Origin of the sequence: Klebsiella sp. C349492 (assembly GCF_042055345.1) — a bacterium.
Lineage (GTDB): Bacteria > Pseudomonadota > Gammaproteobacteria > Enterobacterales > Enterobacteriaceae > Klebsiella > Klebsiella scottii.
The window spans coordinates 73,785-92,959 of the sequence record NZ_JANQCE010000002.1 but is presented as its reverse complement, the minus strand read 5'-3'; the positions used below and the strand labels follow the sequence as shown (position 1 = coordinate 92,959).

Below are 19,175 nucleotides of genomic sequence, written 5' to 3'. Positions count from 1 at the left end.
GCGAGGTAGCAAAAATGACAGAGCAAACCACAACGCTAAAAAGAACGCTCGGCAGTTTCCGCCTGTGGGGGATCGCCGTCGGGCTGGTTATTTCCGGGGAGTATTTTGGCTGGAGCTACGGCTGGTCTCAGGCCGGGACGCTGGGATTTCTGATCGTGGCGCTGGCGGTTGCCGCCATGTACTGCGCCTTTATTTTTAGTTTCACCGAGCTGACGACCGCGATCCCACACGCCGGCGGCCCGTTCGCCTACGCCTATCGCGCTTTTGGCCCCACCGGCGGCTTTATTGCCGGCTTCGCGACGCTGATTGAGTTCGTCTTCGCCCCGCCGGCGATTGCTATGGCGATTGGCGCCTACCTCAACGTACAGTTTCCGGCGCTGGACCCGAAATGGGTGGCCTGCGGCGCCTACGTTATCTTTATGACGCTGAACATTCTCGGCGTCGGTATTGCCGCCACCTTTGAGCTGATTGTCACCCTGCTGGCGATTTTCGAACTGCTGGTGTTTATGGGCGTGGTCGCTCCGGGCTTCTCATGGAGCCACTTTACCGCTAACGGCTGGGCCGGGGCTGAGAGCTTCAGCGGGCTGGCGCTGCCGGGAATGTTCGCGGCCATTCCTTTTGCTATCTGGTTCTTTCTGGCTATTGAAGGCGCGTCGATGGCCGCCGAAGAAGCTAAAGATCCGCAGCGTACCATCCCCCGCGCGCTGGGCGGCGGGATCCTGACCCTTACCGTGCTGGCGATCGGCGTTATGGTGTTTGCCGGCGGCGTCGGCGACTGGCGGGCGCTCGCCAACATCAACGACCCGCTGCCGCAGGCGATGAAAATCGTGGTTGGCAGCAGCAGCGGCTGGCTGCATATGCTGGTATGGCTGGGGCTGTTCGGCCTGGTGGCCTCGTTCCACGGCATTATCATGGGCTATTCCCGGCAGATCTATTCGCTGGCCCGGGCCGGCTATCTGCCTGCCGGCCTGGCGGCGCTCAACCGCCGCACCCGCACGCCGCATCTGGCGATCCTCGCCGGGGGCGTGGTGGGGATTGCCGCTATTTTCTCCGACTCGCTGATCACCATCAGCGGAATGCCGCTAACCGCCTGCATCGTCACGATGTCGGTATTTGGCGCTATTGTTATGTATATCACCTCGATGGCGGCGCTGTTCAAACTGCGCCGCAGCGAGCCGAAACTGATTCGCCCGTTCCGCGCGCCGCTCTATCCGTGGGCGCCGGCCTTCGCTCTGGCGATGGCGGTGCTCTGCCTGGTGGCCATGGTCTGGTACAACACGCTGCTGGCGCTGATTTTTGCGGCCATGATGCTCGGCGGCTACCTGTGGTTTCGTAAAACCGCGGCGGCCCGCGAGCGCGCGCCGGCGGACCCGCAGCTTCGTATAGTCTCCTGAGGAGGCGGCATGTATAAAACAACGCTATCAGGCCAGGTCTGGCGCTTTGATAGTCTGAAGACGTTAATGGCGAAGGCCTCTCCGGCACGATCCGGCGATGCCCTCGCCGGCATTATCGCCGATAGCGCCGAAGAGCGGATGGCGGCGAAAATGGCGCTGGCGGAGGTGCCGCTAAAGGAGATCCTCGATAACCCCCCGATCCCCTATGAGCAGGACGAAGTCACCCGGCTGATTATCGACACGCACGATAGCCGCCGCTTTACGGCGATTAGCCACCTGACGGTGGGCGACTTTCGCGACTGGCTGCTTGACGACGCCACCGATACCGCCACCCTGCAGCAGGTGGCGCGGGCGATAACCCCGGAGATGGCGGCCGCGGTCAGCAAGCTGATGCGTAACCAGGACCTGATCCTCGCCGCCAGCAAATGCCAGGTAACCACCCGCTTTCGCAACACAATTGGCCTGCCGGGGCATCTTAGCGTGCGTCTGCAGCCCAACCATCCGACCGACGATCTGAAAGGCATTGCCGCCAGCATGCTCGACGGCCTGCTGTACGGTGCGGGCGATGCGGTCATTGGCATCAACCCGGCCAGCGACAGCCTGCCGGTGCTGGCGCAGCTCAACCATATGCTCGACGATATTATTCAGCGCTTTGCGATCCCCACCCAGTCCTGCATTCTGACCCACGTCACCAACACCCTGCAGCTGATTGAGCGCGGCGCGCCGGTGGACCTGGTGTTCCAGTCGGTGGCGGGTACCGAAGCGGCCAACGGCGGCTTCGGTATCAATCTGGCGCTGCTGCAGGAAGCCAGGGAGGCCGCGCTGAGCCTCAACCGCGGCACCCTCGGCAGCAACGTCATGTATTTTGAAACCGGCCAGGGGAGCTGTCTTTCGGCTAACGCCCACCACGGCGTCGATCAGCAAACCTGCGAAGCCCGCGCCTACGCCGTCGCCCGCCATTTCGATCCGCTGCTGGTCAATACCGTGGTGGGCTTTATCGGCCCGGAATATCTCTATGACGGGAAGCAGATTATTCGCGCCGGTCTCGAAGATCATTTCTGCGGCAAGATCATGGGGCTGCCGATCGGCTGCGACGTTTGCTATACCAACCACGCCGAGGCGGATCAGGATGATATGGATACCCTGCTGACCCTGCTGTGCGCCGCCGGGCTGACCTTTTTAATCGGCGTTCCCGGCGCGGACGATATCATGCTCAACTACCAAAGCACCTCGTTCCACGATGCCCTGTACGCCCGCCGCCTGCTGGGCCTCAGGCACGCGCCGGAGTTCGCCGCCTGGCTGACGAAAATGCAGATAACCAACCCGGACGGCGCGCTGCGCCTGACCGACGCCCGCCATCCTCTGCTTTCCGTGATGGCGTAAGGAGAACCGGTATGAATCGCCCCGACGCCTGGAACCCGCTACGTGAATTTACCGATGCGCGCATTGCGCTGGGCCGCAGCGGCGCCAGCCTGCCAACCCGCGAGGTGCTGAATTTTGGCCTCGCTCACGCCCGGGCGCGCGACGCCATCCACCAGCCCTTTGACAGCGAAGGGCTGGTATCCCCGCTGGCGCAGCTGGGCCTCTCGTCGCTGACGGTGCATAGCGCCGCCGCCGATCGTCATATCTATCTTAACCGCCCCGATCTGGGGCGACGGCTGAATGATGAGAGTCGCGCGGATCTCGCCGCCAGCGGCGCACGCCCCGCCGACCTGCTGCTGGTGATTGGCGACGGACTCTCCTCTTACGCGGTGCAGCGCCAGGCCCTGCCGCTGATCCGCTCCCTGCAGCCCTATCTGCAAACGCTGGGGCTTAGCCTCGCGCCGGTGGTGCTGGCTCATCAGTCTCGGGTAGCGCTGGGGGATGATATTGGCGAAACGCTGCAGGCTCGCGCGGTGGCGATACTGATTGGCGAACGGCCGGGGCTCTCTTCCCCGGACAGCCTGGGAGTTTATCTGACCTGGCAACCGCATCGTCAGCGGCTGGAGTCAGAGCGCAACTGTATTTCGAATATTCGCCCGGAAGGGCTGAGCTATGATGCCGCCGCCTTTAAGCTGGCGTGGCTGCTGGAGCAGGCTTTTCTGCGCCGGCTGACCGGCGTACGTCTGAAGGATGAAAGCGATAATCCGGCCCTGCATGGCAGGGTGAAACCCCGGGTCATTGGGGCAGACTAAAGCTGCTCGGGGCTGCGGCAGATGACTCCGATCGCCGCAACCTCAAGCAGCCTTGTGCTACACAAAGCACACCTCGTTCCAGTAGGCTTCGCGCATCCAGCGCCGCTCAGTATGTTTTATCATGGCGAAACCACCGTGTTTCGACATTCCCCATATCAATGCCATACAGGCTGGCGACCGGTAATATTGCCTCCATCATTCGCTGGGTATCCTGCTGTCCGGCTTCAGCGTGAGATAGCGAAGCCAGCCAGCGCGTCACTCGTTGCCATAATGCGACTTTCATTTTTTCCTCCGTCGGAAAGCATTTTTCCTGCGTCTATTTCAACCACAGCTTGCGACGGTCGGGAAATATCAATTCCGTCTTTTCAATCCCGGAAGATGCATATTACGCGTCTTCTCCAGACTCGCTGCGCAGGCGCTGCCCCCGCCCAATACCCATGAGCTTGCTAAGTTCTTTTTCGCTATAGATAAGAACTTTTTCTTCTTTGCCGTCAGCGGCCAATTTGTGGGAGCGTAATAACCACAAAACATATACAGGGACTCAGGGGATATAATAATGCGCAAGACAAAAACAAAAATTGCACTGGCGCTGGGCATTCTGGTGCTTGCCGCGCAGGCTCAGGCCGACCAGCTGGCAGATATCAAAGCCGCCGGCGTGGTGAAAGTCGCCACCTTCGACGCCAACCCGCCGTTTGGCTCGGTTGACCCCAAAACGCACCAGATCGTCGGCTATGACGTTGATTTCGCCCAGGCGCTGGCTAAATCGCTCGGCGTGAAGCTGGAGCTGGTCGCCACCAACCCGGCCAACCGTATTCCGCTGCTGCAATCCGGTAAGGCCGATCTGATTGTTGCCGATATCACCATCACTCCGGAACGAGCGCAGGTTATTGATTTCTCAACGCCGTATTTTGTCACCGGCCAGCAGTTCCTCGTGCCGGCTAAATCGGCGGATAAGCTCGACGATTACAGCAAAGCGCGCATCGGGGCGGTAAAAGGCACGACCGGCGAACAGGCGCTGCACCAGCGCTTCCCGCAGTCGCGCGTGCTCTCCTATGACGATATTCCGCTCGCGCTGACCGCGCTGCGTAACGGCAACGTGCAGGCGATTACCCAGGACAGCACCATTCTCGCCGGCCTGCTGGCGGAAGCGCCGGATAAGGCCAACTTTAAAATCATCCCCGATCTGCTGAGCAAAGAAGAGATCGGCGTCGGCGTGAAGAAAGGCGAACCGGCGCTGCTGAAAGCGGTGAACGACGAGCTGGTGAACCTGGAGAAATCCGGCCAGGCTGCGAAAATTTACGACGTCTGGTTCGGCCCGGCGACCAAAACCCCACAGCCGCGCGCGTTTACCATAGAAGCTAAATAATATGTTATCGGGTTTATTTTCACGCTCCGCGGCCTCGTCCGCGGATTTTTCACATCTGCAGAACGCCAGTATCGAACTGCGCAAAGCGGCAAAAAGCTACGGCGACCATCGGGTGCTTAACGGCGTCGATCTGCAGATAAATCCCGGGGAAGTGGTGGCGATCCTGGGTCCTTCCGGTTCGGGGAAATCAACGCTGATCCGCCTGATCAACCAGCTCGAAACCCTGAGCGACGGCGAGATCCTGATCGACGGCAGGCCAACGCGTCGGCTCACCGCCGGCGCGTTACGCCAGCTGCGCAGCCGCGTCGGGTTCGTGTTTCAGCAGTTTAATCTCTACGCCCACCTGACGGCGCAGGAAAATATCACCCTGGCGCTGGAGCGCGTGCACGGCTGGACGAAAAGCGCGGCCCGCCAGCGGGCGCTGGAGCTGCTGCAGCAGGTGGGTCTGGAGGATAAGGCCCGCCAGATGCCGGCCCAGCTCTCCGGCGGCCAGCAGCAGCGCGTGGCCATCGCCCGCGCCCTCGCCTCTTCACCACAAATTATTCTGTTTGACGAGCCGACCTCGGCGCTCGATCCGGAGATGATCGGCGAAGTGCTGCAGGTGATGAAAACGCTGGCGCACAGCGGCATCACCATGGTGGTGGTCACCCACGAGATGCAGTTTGCCCGCGAGATTGCCGACCGGGTGGTGTTTATCGACGGCGGCGATATCCTCGAAGTTGCGCCGCCGGCGGAATTTTTCGCCCGGCCGCAGCACGCCCGCACCCGCCGTTTTCTGCAAAAGGTGCTTAATCCGCTGCACCAGGAGGGCCTCGAGTGACGCCGATTCTCGACTGGCACGGCGTACTCAGCGGGCAGCCGCTGCAGTGGATAGTCTCCGGTTTTCTCACCACCCTGTGGGTCAGCGTTGCCGGGATGGCGCTGGCGACCGTGCTGGCTATTCTGCTGCTGGCGCTTCGCCTCGGCGGCGGCAGGCCGGGGCGCTGGCTGGTGGCCTGCTGGGTTTCGCTGTTTCGCAACACCCCGCTGCTGGTGCAGCTGCTGTTCTGGTACTTTGCCGCCTGGAACCTGCTGCCCCTCGGCGCCCGTGATTTTATCAACGCCGACCATTCCTGGTCGATTCTGCCGGGTAACGTCTGGTGGCTGACGCCGGAGTTTATCTGCTCGATGTGGGGGCTGGGGGTATTTACCTCGGCGTTCCTGATCGAAGAGATCGCCTCCGGGCTGCGCGCGGTCGGTAGCGGCCAGCGGGAAGCGGCCGTCTCGCAGGGATTTACCCCGTGGGGAGAGCTGCGCCATATTCTGCTGCCGCAGGGGCTGGCTAACGCCTGGCAGCCGATTGTCGGCCAGTATCTGAACCTGATGAAGCTCTCCTCGCTGGCGAGCGGCATTGGCTTTGCCGAACTGACCTATCAGGTGCGGCAAATTGAGAGCTATAACGCCCATGCGCTGGAAGCCTTCGCCGTCGGTACGGCGCTGTATCTGGCGCTAGGCGTGGCGCTGGGGCTGCTGCTGACGCGCCTCGGCCCGGGTAAGAACCCGCACAGGAGAGCCCAGCATGAACGCTAATCTGGCGGTTATCGCCGATAATCTCGACTACCTGCTGTGGGGACGCCTGGCGGAAGGTATTCCCGGCGGCGTGGCCCTGACGCTGATGATGGCCGTTGGCGCAGCGGCGCTGGCGCTACCCGGCGGCGTTCTACTGGCCGCCGTCGCCTGGCGCTATGGCGGAACCGTCCGTCGGCTGCTGTTTTTGTGGGCCGAAATCATTCGCGGTATTCCGCTGATTTTCGTTATTTTTTGGCTATGGTATCTGCTGCCTATGCTGACCGGCAGCGATCTGCCGGGCGCCGTTACGGTGACGCTGGCGCTGGCGTGGTTTACCGCCGCCTCGGTGATGCACTCGGTGCTGGCCGGCCTGCAATCGCTTCCCAACGGCCAGTATGAGGCGGCGCGGACGCAGGGCTTTTCCGCCGGACAGGCGCTGCGCCTGATTCTGCTGCCGCAGGCGCTGCGCAACGTTCAGCCTTCGCTGGTGGGGATTTTTATCGGCCTGCTGAAGGATACGTCGCTGGCGTTTATCGTCAACGTCCCGGAGCTCACCACCGTCGCCGGCCAGGTGAACAACCGCGTCCAGATCTACCCGCTGGCCATTTTTGTCTTCACCGGCGCGGTCTACTATCTGCTGTGCTGCGGCCTGAGCCTGCTGGCAAGCCGCCGTTTTCGCTGGCGGAAGCGGCTGAAGTCGGCATAAAAATCGCGGCCGCTCCCGGCCCGTTGCTTCCCTGCCCTTCGTCATCGGAGGGCACTATTTTCGCCAATTCTGCGGCGATAAATCGCCACCGTTCACTATTTGTTCGCCTTACCGTCATATAACGATCATATAAAACGCCATTAATAGTGCCCAGTTTAATGACGAACCTGGACGCTGTTATGAATAGTTCTCTCGCCGCGGTAACCGATACCGATTATCCACAATTTAGTCAGCCAGATACCGACCGGCAGCGGAAAGTCTTAAGCGTACGCGGCCTGAGCAAGTCCTACAGCGCGCAGCAAACCGTGCTGGACGGCATCAGCTTCGATCTCCACGCCGGCGAGCTGGTGGGCGTCATCGGCCGCTCCGGCGCGGGCAAATCAACCCTGCTGCACGTGCTTAACGGCACCCACAACGCCACCAGCGGCGAGATCCTCAGCTATCCGGAAGTCGGCACGCCGCACGATGTCGCCAAACTTAAGGGCCGGGCGCTGAACGCCTGGCGTAGCGAATGCGGGATGATTTTCCAGGACTTCTGCCTGGTGCCGCGCCTTGATGTGCTGACTAACGTGCTGCTCGGCCGCCTGAGCCAGACCTCGACGCTGAAGTCGCTGTTCAAAGTCTTCCCCGATGCCGACCGGGCGCGCGCCATCTCCCTGCTCGAATGGATGAACATGCTGCCGCATGCGCTGCAGCGGGCGGAAAATCTCTCCGGCGGGCAGATGCAGCGCGTGGCTATCTGTCGCGCGCTGATGCAGAACCCCGGTATTTTGCTGGCCGATGAGCCGGTCGCCTCTCTCGACCCGAAAAATACGCAGCGCATCATGAACGTGCTGCGCGAAATTAGCGAGCAGGGCATCAGCGTGATGGTCAACCTGCACTCGGTCGAGCTGGTTAAAGAATACTGCACGCGGGTTATCGGCGTGGCGCGGGGCAACATTATTTTTGACGACCATCCCTCTCAGCTGAATCAGGATATTCTGCATCGGCTGTACGGGGATGAAATTAGCCAATTGCATTAATTTCCACTCACACGGGCAAAATAATGAAACAATATATCACTGGCGCAGTTCGTTTATCCGCAGCGATCGCGGGCATTATGATGGCATGGCAGGCAAGCGCTGCCGGGCAGCCGAAAGAGTTAAATCTGGGGATCCTCGGCGGCCAGAACGCCACCCAGCAAATTGGTGATAACCAGTGTGTGAAAGACTTTCTCGATAAAGAGCTGAACGTTGATACGAAATTACGTAACTCTTCCGATTACTCCGGCGTCATTCAGGGCCTGCTGGGCGGTAAGGTTGACGTGGTATTAAGCATGTCGCCCTCCTCTTACGCCTCGGTTTATATTAATAACCCGAAAGCGGTCGATATTGTCGGCATCGCCGTGGATGATAAAGATCAGTCCCGCGGCTACCACTCGGTGGTTATCGTTAAAGCCGACAGCCCGTATAAATCTTTAGACGATCTGAAAGGCAAAGCCTTTGGCTTCGCCGACCCGGATTCAACCTCCGGCTTCCTGATTCCGAACCAAACCTTTAAGCAGAAATTTGGCGGCACCACGGATAATAAATATAACAACTTCTTCTCCAGCGTGACCTTCTCCGGCGGCCACGAGCAGGACATTCTGGGCGTGCTGAACGGCCAGTTTGCCGGCGCGGTGACCTGGACCTCTATGGTTGGCGACTACAACAGCGGCTACAGCGTGGGCGCGTTCAACCGCCTGATTCGTATGGATCATCCGGATCTGATGAAGCAGATCCGCATCATCTGGCAATCGCCGCTGATCCCCAACGGCCCGATCCTGGTGAGCAACGCGCTGCCGGCTGATTTTAAAGCCAAGGTCATCACCGCGATCAAAAAGCTGGATACCGATAACCACGCCTGCTTTATCAAAGCGATGGGCGGCACCCAGCATATCGGCCCGGGTAGCGTTGCCGATTTCCAGCAGATTATCGATATGAAGCGCGAGCTGGTTAGCGCCCGTTAATCCCGCCTCCACGCCGCCTCCCGGCTTATCAAGCGCGAGGCGGCGGTATGCTGAAGACCCGTTGACGTATGAATATTTCGAATACCGAATTTGAACGCTATTACCAGCAGGTACGCGCGCGGCAGAAGCGCGACACCTTTAGCTTCGCTGCTCTTACTGGTTCTTTACTTCGCCGCGGGCAGCGCGGCTGAATTTAATCTCTTCACCATCTGGCACTCCCTGCCAAACTTTCTCGATTACATGTTTGAGACGCTGCCGACGCTTCACGTCAGCGATCTGTTCGCCGATTCGCATACCAAAGGGTCGTTCGCCTACTGGGGCTACCGCCTGCCGATCCAGCTGCCGCTGATTTGGGAAACCCTGCAGCTGGCGCTGGCCTCTACCCTGGTCGCCGTAGTCATCGCCACCCTGCTGGCCTTTCTCGCCGCCAACAACGCCTGGTCACCGCCGCCGCTGCGTTTCGCCATCCGCGTTTTAGTCGCCTTTTTGCGTACCATGCCGGAGCTGGCGTGGGCGGTCATTTTCGTGATGGCCTTCGGCATTGGCGCGATCCCCGGCTTTCTGGCGCTGATGCTGCACACCATCGGCAGCCTGACCAAGCTGTTTTATGAAGCGGTGGAAAGCGCTCAGGACAAGCCGGTTCGCGGGCTGATGGCCTGCGGCGCCTCGCCGCTGCAGCGGGTTCGCTTCGCCCTGTGGCCGCAGGTAAAACCGATTTTTCTCTCCTACGGCTTTATGCGCCTGGAGATCAACTTCCGCTCCTCAACCATTCTTGGGCTGGTTGGCGCCGGGGGGATCGGCCAGGAGCTGATGACCAACATTAAGCTCGATCGTTACGATCAGGTCAGCATCACGCTGCTGCTGATCATCATCGTGGTCTCGCTGCTGGATATGCTGTCCGGCCGCCTGCGACAGTGGGTTCTCGAGGGTAAAAAATGAGTCAGTGGCAAAACCAACCGGATATCGCTTCCAGCCGCCGCCAGCATAAGGCGCTGTATCAGGCCCAGGGACGCTATTTGCGCTACGTCGGCCTGCTGGCGCTGCTGAGCGTGCTCTATTACGTCTGGTTCTTTATGCAGTTTGGTATCAGCGGGGAGCAGCTCACCACCGGGCTGCAGCAAATCAGCCGCTATCTGCTGCGCATGTTCGTGTGGCACGACTTTTTTAACTGGCCGTTCCGCTACTATTTCACGCAGATCGGGATTACCCTGGCGATCGTCTTCGTCGGGACGATCACCGCCACGGTCATCGCCCTGCTGCTCTCTTTCCTCGCGGCACGCAATATTATGCGCGGCTTGATTCCGGGGATTATCGCCCTGCTGATGCGTCGGCTGTTTGACGTCCTGCGCGGGATCGATATGGCTATCTGGGGGCTGATTTTCGTGCGCGCCGTCGGCCTCGGGCCGCTGGCCGGGGTGCTGGCGATTATTATGCAGGATACCGGCCTGCTCGGCCGCCTGTATGCCGAAGGCCATGAGGCGGTAGACCGCTCACCGGGTCGCGGGCTAACCGCCGTCGGCGCCAACGGCCTGCAGAAACACCGCTTCGGCATTTTCACCCAATCCTTCCCGACGTTTCTGGCCCTGAGCCTCTATCAAATCGAGTCCAACACCCGCTCCGCAGCGGTGCTGGGCTTCGTTGGCGCCGGCGGGATCGGCCTGATTTACGCGGAAAATATGCGCCTGTGGAACTGGGACGTGGTGATGTTTATCACCCTCCTGCTGGTGGTAGTGGTGATGGCGATGGATATGCTCTCCGCCTGGCTCCGTCGGCGCTATATCGGCGGCAGCGTAGTGCCGCTGTTTAAATCCTGATAGCGCCAGCCTCCCCGAGGCGGCGCGCTGCGCCCGCCCGGGGAGATTAAAGCTGCCAGTGAAGCACCGGCCACCGGTGCTCCTCATTCGCTGCCGTCAGCTGCGGGCAAGGGTTGACCAGCCGCACGCGGTCGGCGTGCAGGCACAGCGGCAGATCGTTAATTGAATCGGTATAAAACGTCACCTCTCCGGCGAACTGCGGATAGGCCTGCCGCCACTCAGCCAGCCGAATCACCTTCCCGTGCTGATAGCTCGGCGTGCCGGCAATCACGCCGGTATAGCCGCCATCGGCCATCTCTACGTCAATGCCTAACGCCTGCTCGATGCCCAGCTCATCGGACACCGCCTGCACCAGCAGGCTGACCGACGCCGAGATCACCAGCATCTGTTCGCCGCGCGCCCGTAGCGTGCGGATAACCTCCCACGCCTGCGGGTAGACGCGGGGCAGGATCTCCTCGCGCACGCAGCGGGCGACCAGGCCGTCAACTTCCGCCTGCGGGACGCCGATCAGCGGGGCCTGGATCAGCGCCACGTAATCGGCGATATTCATCTCGCCGCGATCGTAATCCGCCATCAGCATCGCTTCTCGCGCCAGATAGTCCGGGTCGCCGGTCCATCCTTCCCTCACCAGAAAACGGCTCCATACCGTACTGCTGTCACCCTTAATCAAGGTGTTATCCAGATCGAAGATCGTGAGAGTTTTGGACATCGTTAATTTTCCATAATCAGTAAACAGGCCCGCCAGAGCATGCTTTCGAAAGATGACAGCAGAATGATCCACCCAGCCTGTCCGCCGTCACGCCACCGCCTCAAGGTAGCAAACGCCCTATCCGCCCATCAACCCTGGCCGGCATAAAACCAGCCCGCAGCGGCTCTACGACGCCAGCGCGCCGTTCAGCCAGGCCAGCAGATTTTCAACCGACAGTTGCGCAGGCGCCCGCTCCGTCGGCTGCCCCCGCTCGATCAGCAGCAGCGTCGGCAGACCGCGAACCCCGAGGGTCGTCGCCAGATCCTGGTGCCGATCGGCATCGAGATAGCGCCGGTCCAGCGCCGCGATCCGTTGCGCAACCTTTTCCTGCGCCAGCAGCTGCCAGAGTTTACGGCAATGCACGCAGCGCTCAGCGCCGACAAACAGCAGTATTGGCCGCTCGCTTTCCAGGTCCTCCGCCGCGGTCAGGGGAGTGAAGGCGCTTTCCGCCACGCGGAACAGCTTCGGACTGCGGCGCAGGGTATCGTTGTCGGTCGCCACACACAGCGCATCGGCGCTTTTGCTGTACGGCTGCACCCCCGCTACCCGCACCACGCTCTGCGCCGGGCCCGCGGCCGCCGCGCCGGGCTGGCGTAACGTCCGCACGTCCACCGCCGCGATCGGCGTCTCCTGCGGCTGCGCCAGCTGCGGTATCCAGGCGTAGGGGATGCGGTAGGCGCGGTAGACCATATTGTTATTCAGCGTCTTGCCCCAGAACGGTGAAATATATTCCCAGACGATCTCATGGTCGCGGGTCACTTCAAAAACGCGCCCGTTCGAGCCTTCGTTAATCAAGGTATTGCCGTTTTCCAGACGCTGCATATTGCTGATATACGGGCTGTAGAAGCGGTACGAGTCGGTTGGCTGCGGAAGATCCGCTTCATAAGGCGAGTAGCGCCACTCGATATCAAGGGTCAGCGGGTTGATCTCAAGGATCCGCGAGTAATCGCGCCAGGCGTTTTTCACCCCATCCGCCGACGCCGGGTTTGGCGCGCCGTATCCGGCCCAGCCGCCGTTATCGAAGATGAGAATATTGCCCGCGCCCGGCAGCCCGTGGGGGATCATATGCGCGTGATGCTGGCCGATAATCCAGCCGATGTGCTTGAGCTCCGGCTTACTGTAATCCGGGCCAAGCTGCCAGACGATGCAACCGCTCTGCTTATCAATGATGGCGATAATGTTGGATTCGCGAGCGTCCCAGATAATATTGTCGGGATGGAAGCGCCGATCCCCGGCGTCATACCATTTATTCGGCCCCAGCGCCGACATCGAGTTGATATGCATCCAGTCGCCCATTCCACCGCCGCTGGCGCGCATATTGGGGTTGTTGTACAGCGCGGTGCGCGCCGCATCGTCGAAGCCAAGCTCGTGGAAATGGTCGCTGCAGCGCCACTCCCAGACCACGTTGCCCTGCCAGTCGACTTCAATAATCGTGTCATCCAGCAGCAGCTTGTCGGAGATGTCGGCATTAACCAGATTGGTGTGAGCGAGGATCAGCGTATTTCCCCCCTCCACCTGCGGCTCCAGGCCCGGCGCGTAGTAGCCTACCGGGTTGCCGGCGCGCTGGTAATCATGATGCGCGCGGGCCATCCAGCGCGTTTCGTTGCCGGGATCGCAGACCCGTTCGTAGCGATCGAACCTCCAGGTCACGTTGCCCTCCCAGTCTACCTGGATCAGGTCGAGCATATCCTGCATGCCGTAGCGCGGATCGCGCTCGCCGCTGTGGCCGAGTATCGCGCCGCCGGGCAGGATTTTATTGGGAAATCCGTGCAGTTCAGGCCATTCGCGTACCACCTGACCGTTCATATCCACCAGCACCGCGCCGCGCTCGGTGGCCTGGAAAAGGGTGTAGCCGCTCCAGGCGCGCGTGGGATCGTAAACGGTGGCGCCGGTCGGGTAAATGGAAGGATGTCCCATGGTGTTGCTCCTTAAATAACGGTATCAGGCAGAGAAGTAATCAGATTGCGGATCTGGCGGCAGGCGGCGGTAAAAGAGGCCTCTTCGCGCCGGCGCGGATGGGGGAGCTCAAGGCTCACCACTTCGCGTATCCGTCCCGGGCGCGGCGACAGCACCACCACCCGGTCGGCCAGCGCGACCGCCTCTTCCACATCGTGCGTCACCAGCAGCGTGGTGGTTCCCGCGCTTTGGTGGATCTGCAGCAGCTCCTGCTGCAGGGTATGGCGCGTCAGGGCATCCAGCGCGCCGAAAGGTTCATCCAGCATCAGAATTTGCGGGCGGCCGACGAGGCCGCGGGCGATCGCCACCCGCTGCGCCATACCGCCGGAGAGCTGGGCGGGCAGCGCGCTGGCAAACTCGGTGAGCTGGACGCGCTCCAGCATTTCCAGCGCCCGCTGGCGTTTCGCCGTCCGGCTCAGCGGCTCATCCGCCAGGCCGAGCATCACGTTGTCGATAACGTTAAGCCACGGAAACAGGCGCGGCTCCTGAAACACGATGCCGCGCTCTTTGCCGACGCCGGTCACCGGCTCGCCGTGGATGCGAATCTCGCCCTGGGTCGCGGATTCCAGGCCGACCAGCATTCGCAGCAGCGTTGATTTACCGCAGCCGCTGCTGCCTACCAGCGCCACCAGCTCGCCGGCGGCGATATCCAGGCTGAAGTTCTGTAGCGCCGTCACCTGCTGCCAGGATTTACGGACGCGGTCAAAAGAGACCAGGGGTGAAGTGGTCATAGCGACTCCTGTTGGCGCCAGCGGGTGGCGCGAATTTCCAGTAAACGTCCGGCTTTATCCAGCGCAGCGCCGGTGATGCCGATCAGCACCATGCCGCAGAGAATGGTCGGCATATCCAGCAGCTGCTGGGCATTGATCATCAGGCTGCCGATACCCACGCCGGAGGACATGAAATACTCCGCGCCGATATTGCCAAGCCAGGCGTAAATCAGCGCCAGGCGCAGGCCGGCAAAAATACCCGCAGCGGCGCCGGGGAGGATCAGCCTGCGCAGGCGCGTCAGGCCGCTCAGGCGCAGCACCCTGGCAACCTCATCCAGCTGCGGGCTGCGCTGAAGAACGGCCTGCAGGGTGCTGAAGAACATCGGGAAAAAGGAGGCCAGGGCGATGAACACGATTTTGCCGCCGTTATCGTTGCCGACCCACGCGGTCAGCAGCGGTAGCCAGGCAAACAGGGCGATATGGCGCAGGACGTTAAGCGTCGGGGTAAAGATCGCTCCGGCGCGCGGGCGCAGCGCCAGCAGCAGTCCGCAGAGCAGCCCGCCGGCGATACCCAGCGCGCCGCCGGCAAACGCCCGTCCCAGGCTTGCGAGCATCGCCGCAGCCAGCTCGCCGCTTGCCGCTCCCTGAATAAAGCGCTCGGCCACCGCCAGCGGCGACGAGAAAAGTACGCTATCGATCCAGCTCCAGCTGCTGGCCAGCTGCCACATTGCCAGCAGCACCAACGGCAGCTGTAACGCCCGCCAGCTGGCCTGCGGTTTCCAGGCCAGGCGCCCGGTGGCCGGCTGCGGCCAGAACACCAGCCGGGAGCAGGCCCGGTTGGCCGCCCACTCCATCGCCATGCCGCTGAGGCCCACCGCCGCGATGGTGACGAAGACGATATCCAGCTGAAACAGCTGGCGCCCCCAGACCATCAGGTAGCCAATCCCTTCGGAAGAGGCCAGCAGCTCAACGACGATCAGCGATACCCAGGCCTGCGAAAGGGCCAGCCGCAGACCGGTAAACCAGCCCGGCAGGCTCGCCGGGATCACCAGCCAGCGCAGCCGCTGCCAGCGGGAGAAGTTCATGACCCTTGCCGCTTCGCTCAGCGTCAGCGGTACGCCGCTGACCGCCTGCTGGGTATTGATGGTCATCGGCACCACGGTGGTTTTGACGATAACCGCCAGCTTGAGGCCGTTATCAATGCCGAATATCACCATAAACAGCGGGATCCAGCCCAGCGTCGGAATTTGCGCCAGGGCGTAAAACAGCGGTTCGATCCGCTGGGCGGCAGACGGAACCAGGCCGAACAGCGCCCCGAGCAGCGTTCCGGCCACGGCTCCCAGCAGCAGGCCCAGCGCCAGATGCTGGAGGCTGAATCCCCACTGCGCCAGCAGATCGCCGCTCAGCAGCGACAGCGCGGTATCGCCAACGACCGACGGCGCGGGCAGGATTTGCTCCGCCATCCAGCTTTCGCGGGCGGCGACGTACCACAGCAGCAGCAGCAGCGCGGGCAGCAGCCACGGCCAACCGTTTAGCCTGAACTGCGGCCTGCCCGGTGCGCCAGTTTTTAAGATCATCTGCGACATATCGGTCCACTTTTGCTGAAGTTATAGCGCTATAAAAACGTTCCTTGCGCCCTGCCGCCATTGCGTTAGACGAATAATCCCGATGCAGCGAATGCATTTCAGCCTGTCGGGCACGCGGCCCCTGGCTTAGCTTTTTTTCAGCTTTGCTCTGCGCATAAAAGCATTTAACACCCGGCACTTCGGCTCTTTAGGGTGAGAAAAAAACTCAGAGGAGCAATAACTTATGATGAAAGCATTTTTTAGCCGCACCCTGCTGGCGCTGGTCGCCGCCGTTGGCCTGCTGGCCGGCGCTCAGGGCGAGGAGCTGCGCACGATCCGCATCGGCGTGCCGGATCAAAGCGCGGGCAGTAAGCCGTTTATCGAAGGGCCCGTCGGCATGGCGTTTATCCGCCATCAGCTGGAAGAGGTGTTTAAGCCGCAGGGCGTGGAGGTGCAGTGGCAGTTTTTCAAAGGCGCGGGCCCGGCGGTGAATGAGGCGCTGGCCAACCGGCAGCTTGATTTTGTCTACCTCGGCGATCTGGCGGCGATTATCGGCAAAGCCAACGGGCTCCCGACGCGCCTGCTGCTGGGCAGCCGCGGCTCCGAATCTTACCTCGCGGCAACCACCGCCTCGGGAATTAAAAAGCTCGCGGACCTGAAGGGGAAACGGGTGGCCGTCTATCGCGGTACGGCGGATCAGCTGGCCTTCGATCGCGCCTTACAAACCGTCGGTCTTAACGAACGCAGCATGCAGGTGATTAATCTCGACTGGAACGCCGGCAAAGCCGCGCTGGCGGCCGGTCGCGTCGATGCGGTCTGGGGCGGCGTCTCGCTGCTGGCGCTGCGCGGAGATAAGATAGACGTGGTGGTGAAAAGCGGCGATTCCGGCCGTCAGAACACCACTCAAGCCGGCTTCCTCGGGACGCAAACCTTTATTGCGGCCTGGCCGCAGGCCACCCAGCAGATTATCGACGTGCTGGTGAAGAACGCCGCTGAAATCAGCGACCCGGCCAACCGGGACGCCTGGTCGGCAGAGATGGCGCAGCAGAGCCAGATCCCGCAGGCGCTGTTCCTGGAGGAGCTGCAGCCGCAGGATCTTAACTTCACCACCTCGCCGCGCATCGACCCGTTCCTCACCGACAGCTTCAGCAGCAGCGTCGGGCAGGCCCAATCCGGCCGCCTGATCCGCAGCGCTTTTGACGTCGGTCAGTGGGTGGACGGTCGGTTTGTCGAACAGGCGCTAAAAACGCAGGGCCTGGAAAACCGCTGGCCGCAGTACGATGGCAAAGGCCAGCCGGCAAACGGCGGTTAGCCTCTCTCCTGCCGGGCCAGGAGCTGAAGCTGATGCTGGCGGTCGGCGAGCAGGATAACCTCTATCAGCTTTGCCACCAGCGGCGGCTGCGCGGCGTGAACCGGGGAGATAATCGCAAACCGGGTCTGCATCAGCCGCCACTCGTCCGGCAGGTCGCTTAGCTCCAGCTTGACCAGCCGGTGGCTGTGCTGGCAAAGCGCAAAGCCGTCTTCGCTGGCGAAGCTTATCGCATCGGTATGCGCCAGGGTGGAGAGCAGCGCGTAGATATGGTCGCACTGAATCGCCGGGGCAAAGTCCTGCTGCTGGCTGAGGGTCGCCAGCACTTTGCGCACTCCGGGCGGCAAGTACGGCGCGGCAAAAGGATAGCGCAGCATCTCCTGGATAGAGACCGGCCCCCGCTTTGCCAGCGGATGGTCGGCGTGGCAGACGAAGAAGCAGCGCTGCGGGCTGAGCGGCTGGACCCGCAGCTGCGGATCCAGTTCGGCCTGCCAGCTGTCGGCCACCACAAAAGGATAGTGCTGGGTGGTGAGCGCATGATGCAGGGCAAACCAGTTATCAATTTGAAAGCGCACCCGCGCCTGCGGCAGCAGACGGTGAAACTCACCCACGGCGGCCGGGATCAGCCGCGCGGAGGGCGCCGGGCCGCAGCCAAACGCGACCTCGCCGTTTTGCGCATCATCCGCCTCCCGCAGCTGGCTGCTGAGCTCGACGTTCAGCTCCTGAAACCGCCGGGCGTACGGCAGCAGCTTTTGCCCGTGCAGCGTAAGCGTCGGCAGCCTGCTCTGGCGGTCGAATAACGGATGGCCGACGCTCTGTTCGAGCGCCTGAATGCTGCGGCTGAAGGCCGATTGCGACAGGCACACCGCCTCCGCCGCACGATTAAAGGTGCCGTACTCAACCAACGCCACAAAGTTGCGCAGTTGGCGAAAATCCAGATGCATAGACCCGCCCCGTTCTCTCTTTTATGCCACAAAAGTACTGGAGGGCGGGCCGGCGGCGCAATGCCGGGATGATGAGGATCTTTCACCTTGTCGTTAGCCGCAATCCTCGCACCCGCAAAGTTTCCGTGAAATATTGTTTAATAGTGAAATTATTTATTAATAAATGAGATTGAAATGTTAACGCTAATATTACCTGCGCCGCCGGCATGACGAATTATGCGTGCGCCTAACGTAAGGTTTCGTAAATATCATCTCATCCCATTCTGGCAATATGGTGAATACGCTATAAATAATTCCGTTCTATAGCTCACTATGAAAATAATGATATGACGCCAAAGCTTGTGCACGCCTTATTATTTGTTCCTTTTTTGATTTTGGCAGGATGTTCATCCCCGGCTAAGCACCCGAAAACCGCGGCCCAGCATGAATATGCGCCTATCGACGGCGGTTCAGATGACCTGATCCCGGTGCTCGCCGCGCTGCACGATCAGATGCATACCTGGCACGGAACGCCCTATGAATGGGGCGGCACCGATCAAAGCGGAGTCGACTGTTCCGGCTTCGTCTGGCGCACGCTGAAGGATCGCTTCAACCTGCCGATGGACAGGGTCACGACCAAAGAGCTGCTGCGGATGGGCGAGCGGGTCAAGCCTCAGCAGCTGCGCCCCGGAGACCTGGTGTTCTTTCGCATTAACGGCGGCATGCACGTCGGCTTCTATGACACCAACCATGATTTTCTCCACGCCTCGGCCAGCCAGGGCGTAATGCGCTCCTCGCTGGACAATCCGTACTGGAAATCGGCTTTCTATCAGGCGCGTCGTCTGCCGAAAGAGTATAACGCCCAGATAACGATGAACGACGATCGCCGGCACCTGGCTAAAAACCGCTAATTCACCATAAGAAAAAGCCGCTGCGTAAACCGCAACGGCTTTTTTACTGTATACGTCAGGATAA

The 19,175-nt window shown here is 61.1% G+C and carries 18 protein-coding genes and 1 pseudogene; 13 read left to right on the top strand and 6 right to left on the bottom strand.

From position 1 onward, the window contains the following. Positions 1-14 precede the first annotated feature (14 nt). The 3 genes from eat to eutC are packed head-to-tail and all read left to right on the top strand — an operon-like array spanning position 15 to position 3,568. Positions 15-1,394: an ethanolamine permease gene (gene eat / locus NWP14_RS08145; protein WP_375215152.1), complete on the top strand. Its 1,380-nt coding sequence runs from the start codon at positions 15-17 to the stop codon at positions 1,392-1,394. Positions 1,395-1,403: 9 nt separating this feature from the next. Next, positions 1,404-2,777, top strand: a complete 1,374-nt coding sequence (locus tag NWP14_RS08140; RefSeq protein WP_095094237.1) for an ethanolamine ammonia-lyase subunit EutB — start codon at positions 1,404-1,406, stop codon at positions 2,775-2,777. Positions 2,778-2,788: 11 nt separating this feature from the next. Next, complete coding sequence (eutC, locus tag NWP14_RS08135) at positions 2,789-3,568, top strand: ethanolamine ammonia-lyase subunit EutC (RefSeq protein WP_375215151.1); 780 nt, start codon at positions 2,789-2,791, stop codon at positions 3,566-3,568. 106 nt (positions 3,569-3,674) lie between these two features. On the opposite strand, the gene NWP14_RS08130 is transcribed toward eutC, so the two are convergent. Then, entirely contained in the window at positions 3,675-3,851 is a 177-nt protein-coding gene (locus NWP14_RS08130) for a hypothetical protein (protein WP_375215150.1), read from the bottom strand. 273 nt (positions 3,852-4,124) lie between these two features. Here NWP14_RS08130 and NWP14_RS08125 point away from each other — a divergent pair, with 273 nt between their 5' ends. The 8 genes and pseudogenes from NWP14_RS08125 (at position 4,125) to phnE (NWP14_RS08090) (ending at position 10,989) form a co-directional block, all read left to right on the top strand. After that, complete coding sequence (locus tag NWP14_RS08125; protein ID WP_157349052.1) at positions 4,125-4,934, top strand: ABC transporter substrate-binding protein; 810 nt, start codon at positions 4,125-4,127, stop codon at positions 4,932-4,934. 1 nt (position 4,935) lies between these two features. Continuing rightward, positions 4,936-5,754 (top strand): amino acid ABC transporter ATP-binding protein, encoded by an 819-nt coding sequence (locus tag NWP14_RS08120; RefSeq protein WP_095094227.1) that lies wholly within the window; start codon positions 4,936-4,938, stop codon positions 5,752-5,754. Next, on the top strand, positions 5,751-6,503 hold the full coding sequence (locus NWP14_RS08115; RefSeq protein ID WP_095094225.1) for an amino acid ABC transporter permease: 753 nt from the start codon (positions 5,751-5,753) through the stop codon (positions 6,501-6,503). The genes NWP14_RS08120 and NWP14_RS08115 overlap by 4 nt, the downstream gene beginning before the upstream one ends. Beyond that, positions 6,493-7,188: an amino acid ABC transporter permease gene (locus NWP14_RS08110; RefSeq protein ID WP_095094224.1), complete on the top strand. Its 696-nt coding sequence runs from the start codon at positions 6,493-6,495 to the stop codon at positions 7,186-7,188. Before NWP14_RS08115 ends, NWP14_RS08110 begins: the two co-directional genes overlap by 11 nt. Before the next feature lie 179 nt (positions 7,189-7,367). Further along, positions 7,368-8,210 (top strand): phosphonate ABC transporter ATP-binding protein, encoded by an 843-nt coding sequence (gene phnC, locus NWP14_RS08105; RefSeq protein WP_375215149.1) that lies wholly within the window; start codon positions 7,368-7,370, stop codon positions 8,208-8,210. A gap of 23 nt (positions 8,211-8,233) precedes the next feature. Then, positions 8,234-9,175, top strand: a complete 942-nt coding sequence (phnD, locus tag NWP14_RS08100; RefSeq protein WP_095094222.1) for a phosphonate ABC transporter substrate-binding protein — start codon at positions 8,234-8,236, stop codon at positions 9,173-9,175. A 68-nt stretch (positions 9,176-9,243) separates the two neighbouring features. Beyond that, positions 9,244-10,114 (top strand): annotated as a pseudogene (gene phnE / locus NWP14_RS08095) (phosphonate ABC transporter, permease protein PhnE). After that, a complete protein-coding gene (gene phnE / locus NWP14_RS08090) occupies positions 10,111-10,989 on the top strand; it encodes a phosphonate ABC transporter, permease protein PhnE (protein WP_375215148.1) in 879 nt (292 codons plus the stop codon). Before phnE (NWP14_RS08095) ends, phnE (NWP14_RS08090) begins: the two are co-directional and overlap by 4 nt. Positions 10,990-11,035: 46 nt before the next feature. Here the strand turns inward: phnE (NWP14_RS08090) and NWP14_RS08085 are convergent, their stop codons facing one another. The 4 genes from NWP14_RS08085 to NWP14_RS08070 all read right to left on the bottom strand — a co-directional run bounded on the left by NWP14_RS08085 (position 11,036) and on the right by NWP14_RS08070 (position 15,989). Beyond that, positions 11,036-11,698, bottom strand: a complete 663-nt coding sequence (locus NWP14_RS08085) for an HAD family hydrolase (protein WP_375215147.1) — start codon at positions 11,696-11,698, stop codon at positions 11,036-11,038. Positions 11,699-11,863: 165 nt separating this feature from the next. Then, positions 11,864-13,654 (bottom strand): aryl-sulfate sulfotransferase, encoded by a 1,791-nt coding sequence (locus tag NWP14_RS08080; protein WP_375215146.1) that lies wholly within the window; start codon positions 13,652-13,654, stop codon positions 11,864-11,866. Between the two features lie 11 nt (positions 13,655-13,665). Next, positions 13,666-14,424 carry an ABC transporter ATP-binding protein gene (locus NWP14_RS08075; RefSeq protein WP_331834109.1) on the bottom strand — a complete coding sequence of 253 codons (759 nt, stop codon included), beginning with the start codon at positions 14,422-14,424 and terminating at the stop codon, positions 13,666-13,668. After that, positions 14,421-15,989: an ABC transporter permease gene (locus tag NWP14_RS08070; RefSeq protein ID WP_375215145.1), complete on the bottom strand. Its 1,569-nt coding sequence runs from the start codon at positions 15,987-15,989 to the stop codon at positions 14,421-14,423. The genes NWP14_RS08075 and NWP14_RS08070 overlap by 4 nt, the downstream gene beginning before the upstream one ends. Positions 15,990-16,212: 223 nt before the next feature. On the opposite strand from NWP14_RS08070, the gene NWP14_RS08065 reads away from it, so the two are divergent. Further along, the gene (locus tag NWP14_RS08065) at positions 16,213-17,280 is read left to right on the top strand and encodes an ABC transporter substrate-binding protein (protein ID WP_331834108.1); all 1,068 of its coding nucleotides are present in this window, start codon (positions 16,213-16,215) and stop codon (positions 17,278-17,280) included. Here the strand turns inward: NWP14_RS08065 and NWP14_RS08060 are convergent. Then, complete coding sequence (locus NWP14_RS08060) at positions 17,277-18,221, bottom strand: LysR family transcriptional regulator (protein ID WP_375215144.1); 945 nt, start codon at positions 18,219-18,221, stop codon at positions 17,277-17,279. The genes NWP14_RS08065 and NWP14_RS08060 overlap by 4 nt on opposite strands. A 326-nt stretch (positions 18,222-18,547) precedes the next feature. Here NWP14_RS08060 and NWP14_RS08055 point away from each other — a divergent pair, with 326 nt between their 5' ends. Continuing rightward, on the top strand, positions 18,548-19,111 hold the full coding sequence (locus NWP14_RS08055; RefSeq protein WP_375215143.1) for a C40 family peptidase: 564 nt from the start codon (positions 18,548-18,550) through the stop codon (positions 19,109-19,111). Positions 19,112-19,175 lie beyond the last annotated feature (64 nt).

Excerpts from the sequence above, each read along its gene's own strand:
- eat (WP_375215152.1), top strand. The coding sequence starts at position 15 with ATGACAGAGCAAACCACAACGCTAAAAAGAACGCTCGGCAGTTTCCGC.
- NWP14_RS08110 (WP_095094224.1), top strand. The coding sequence starts at position 6,493 with ATGAACGCTAATCTGGCGGTTATCGCCGATAATCTCGACTACCTGCTG.
- phnE (WP_375215148.1), top strand. The coding sequence starts at position 10,111 with ATGAGTCAGTGGCAAAACCAACCGGATATCGCTTCCAGCCGCCGCCAG.
- NWP14_RS08060 (WP_375215144.1), bottom strand. The coding sequence starts at position 18,221 with ATGCATCTGGATTTTCGCCAACTGCGCAACTTTGTGGCGTTGGTTGAG.
- NWP14_RS08120 (WP_095094227.1), top strand. The coding sequence starts at position 4,936 with ATGTTATCGGGTTTATTTTCACGCTCCGCGGCCTCGTCCGCGGATTTT.
- NWP14_RS08080 (WP_375215146.1), bottom strand. The coding sequence starts at position 13,654 with ATGGGACATCCTTCCATTTACCCGACCGGCGCCACCGTTTACGATCCC.
- NWP14_RS08125 (WP_157349052.1), top strand. The coding sequence starts at position 4,125 with ATGCGCAAGACAAAAACAAAAATTGCACTGGCGCTGGGCATTCTGGTG.
- phnD (WP_095094222.1), top strand. The coding sequence starts at position 8,234 with ATGAAACAATATATCACTGGCGCAGTTCGTTTATCCGCAGCGATCGCG.
- NWP14_RS08140 (WP_095094237.1), top strand. The coding sequence starts at position 1,404 with ATGTATAAAACAACGCTATCAGGCCAGGTCTGGCGCTTTGATAGTCTG.
- NWP14_RS08130 (WP_375215150.1), bottom strand. The coding sequence starts at position 3,851 with ATGAAAGTCGCATTATGGCAACGAGTGACGCGCTGGCTGGCTTCGCTA.
- NWP14_RS08075 (WP_331834109.1), bottom strand. The coding sequence starts at position 14,424 with ATGACCACTTCACCCCTGGTCTCTTTTGACCGCGTCCGTAAATCCTGG.
- NWP14_RS08070 (WP_375215145.1), bottom strand. The coding sequence starts at position 15,989 with ATGTCGCAGATGATCTTAAAAACTGGCGCACCGGGCAGGCCGCAGTTC.
- eutC (WP_375215151.1), top strand. The coding sequence starts at position 2,789 with ATGAATCGCCCCGACGCCTGGAACCCGCTACGTGAATTTACCGATGCG.
- NWP14_RS08065 (WP_331834108.1), top strand. The coding sequence starts at position 16,213 with ATGATGAAAGCATTTTTTAGCCGCACCCTGCTGGCGCTGGTCGCCGCC.
- NWP14_RS08085 (WP_375215147.1), bottom strand. The coding sequence starts at position 11,698 with ATGTCCAAAACTCTCACGATCTTCGATCTGGATAACACCTTGATTAAG.
- phnC (WP_375215149.1), top strand. The coding sequence starts at position 7,368 with ATGAATAGTTCTCTCGCCGCGGTAACCGATACCGATTATCCACAATTT.
- NWP14_RS08055 (WP_375215143.1), top strand. The coding sequence starts at position 18,548 with ATGACGCCAAAGCTTGTGCACGCCTTATTATTTGTTCCTTTTTTGATT.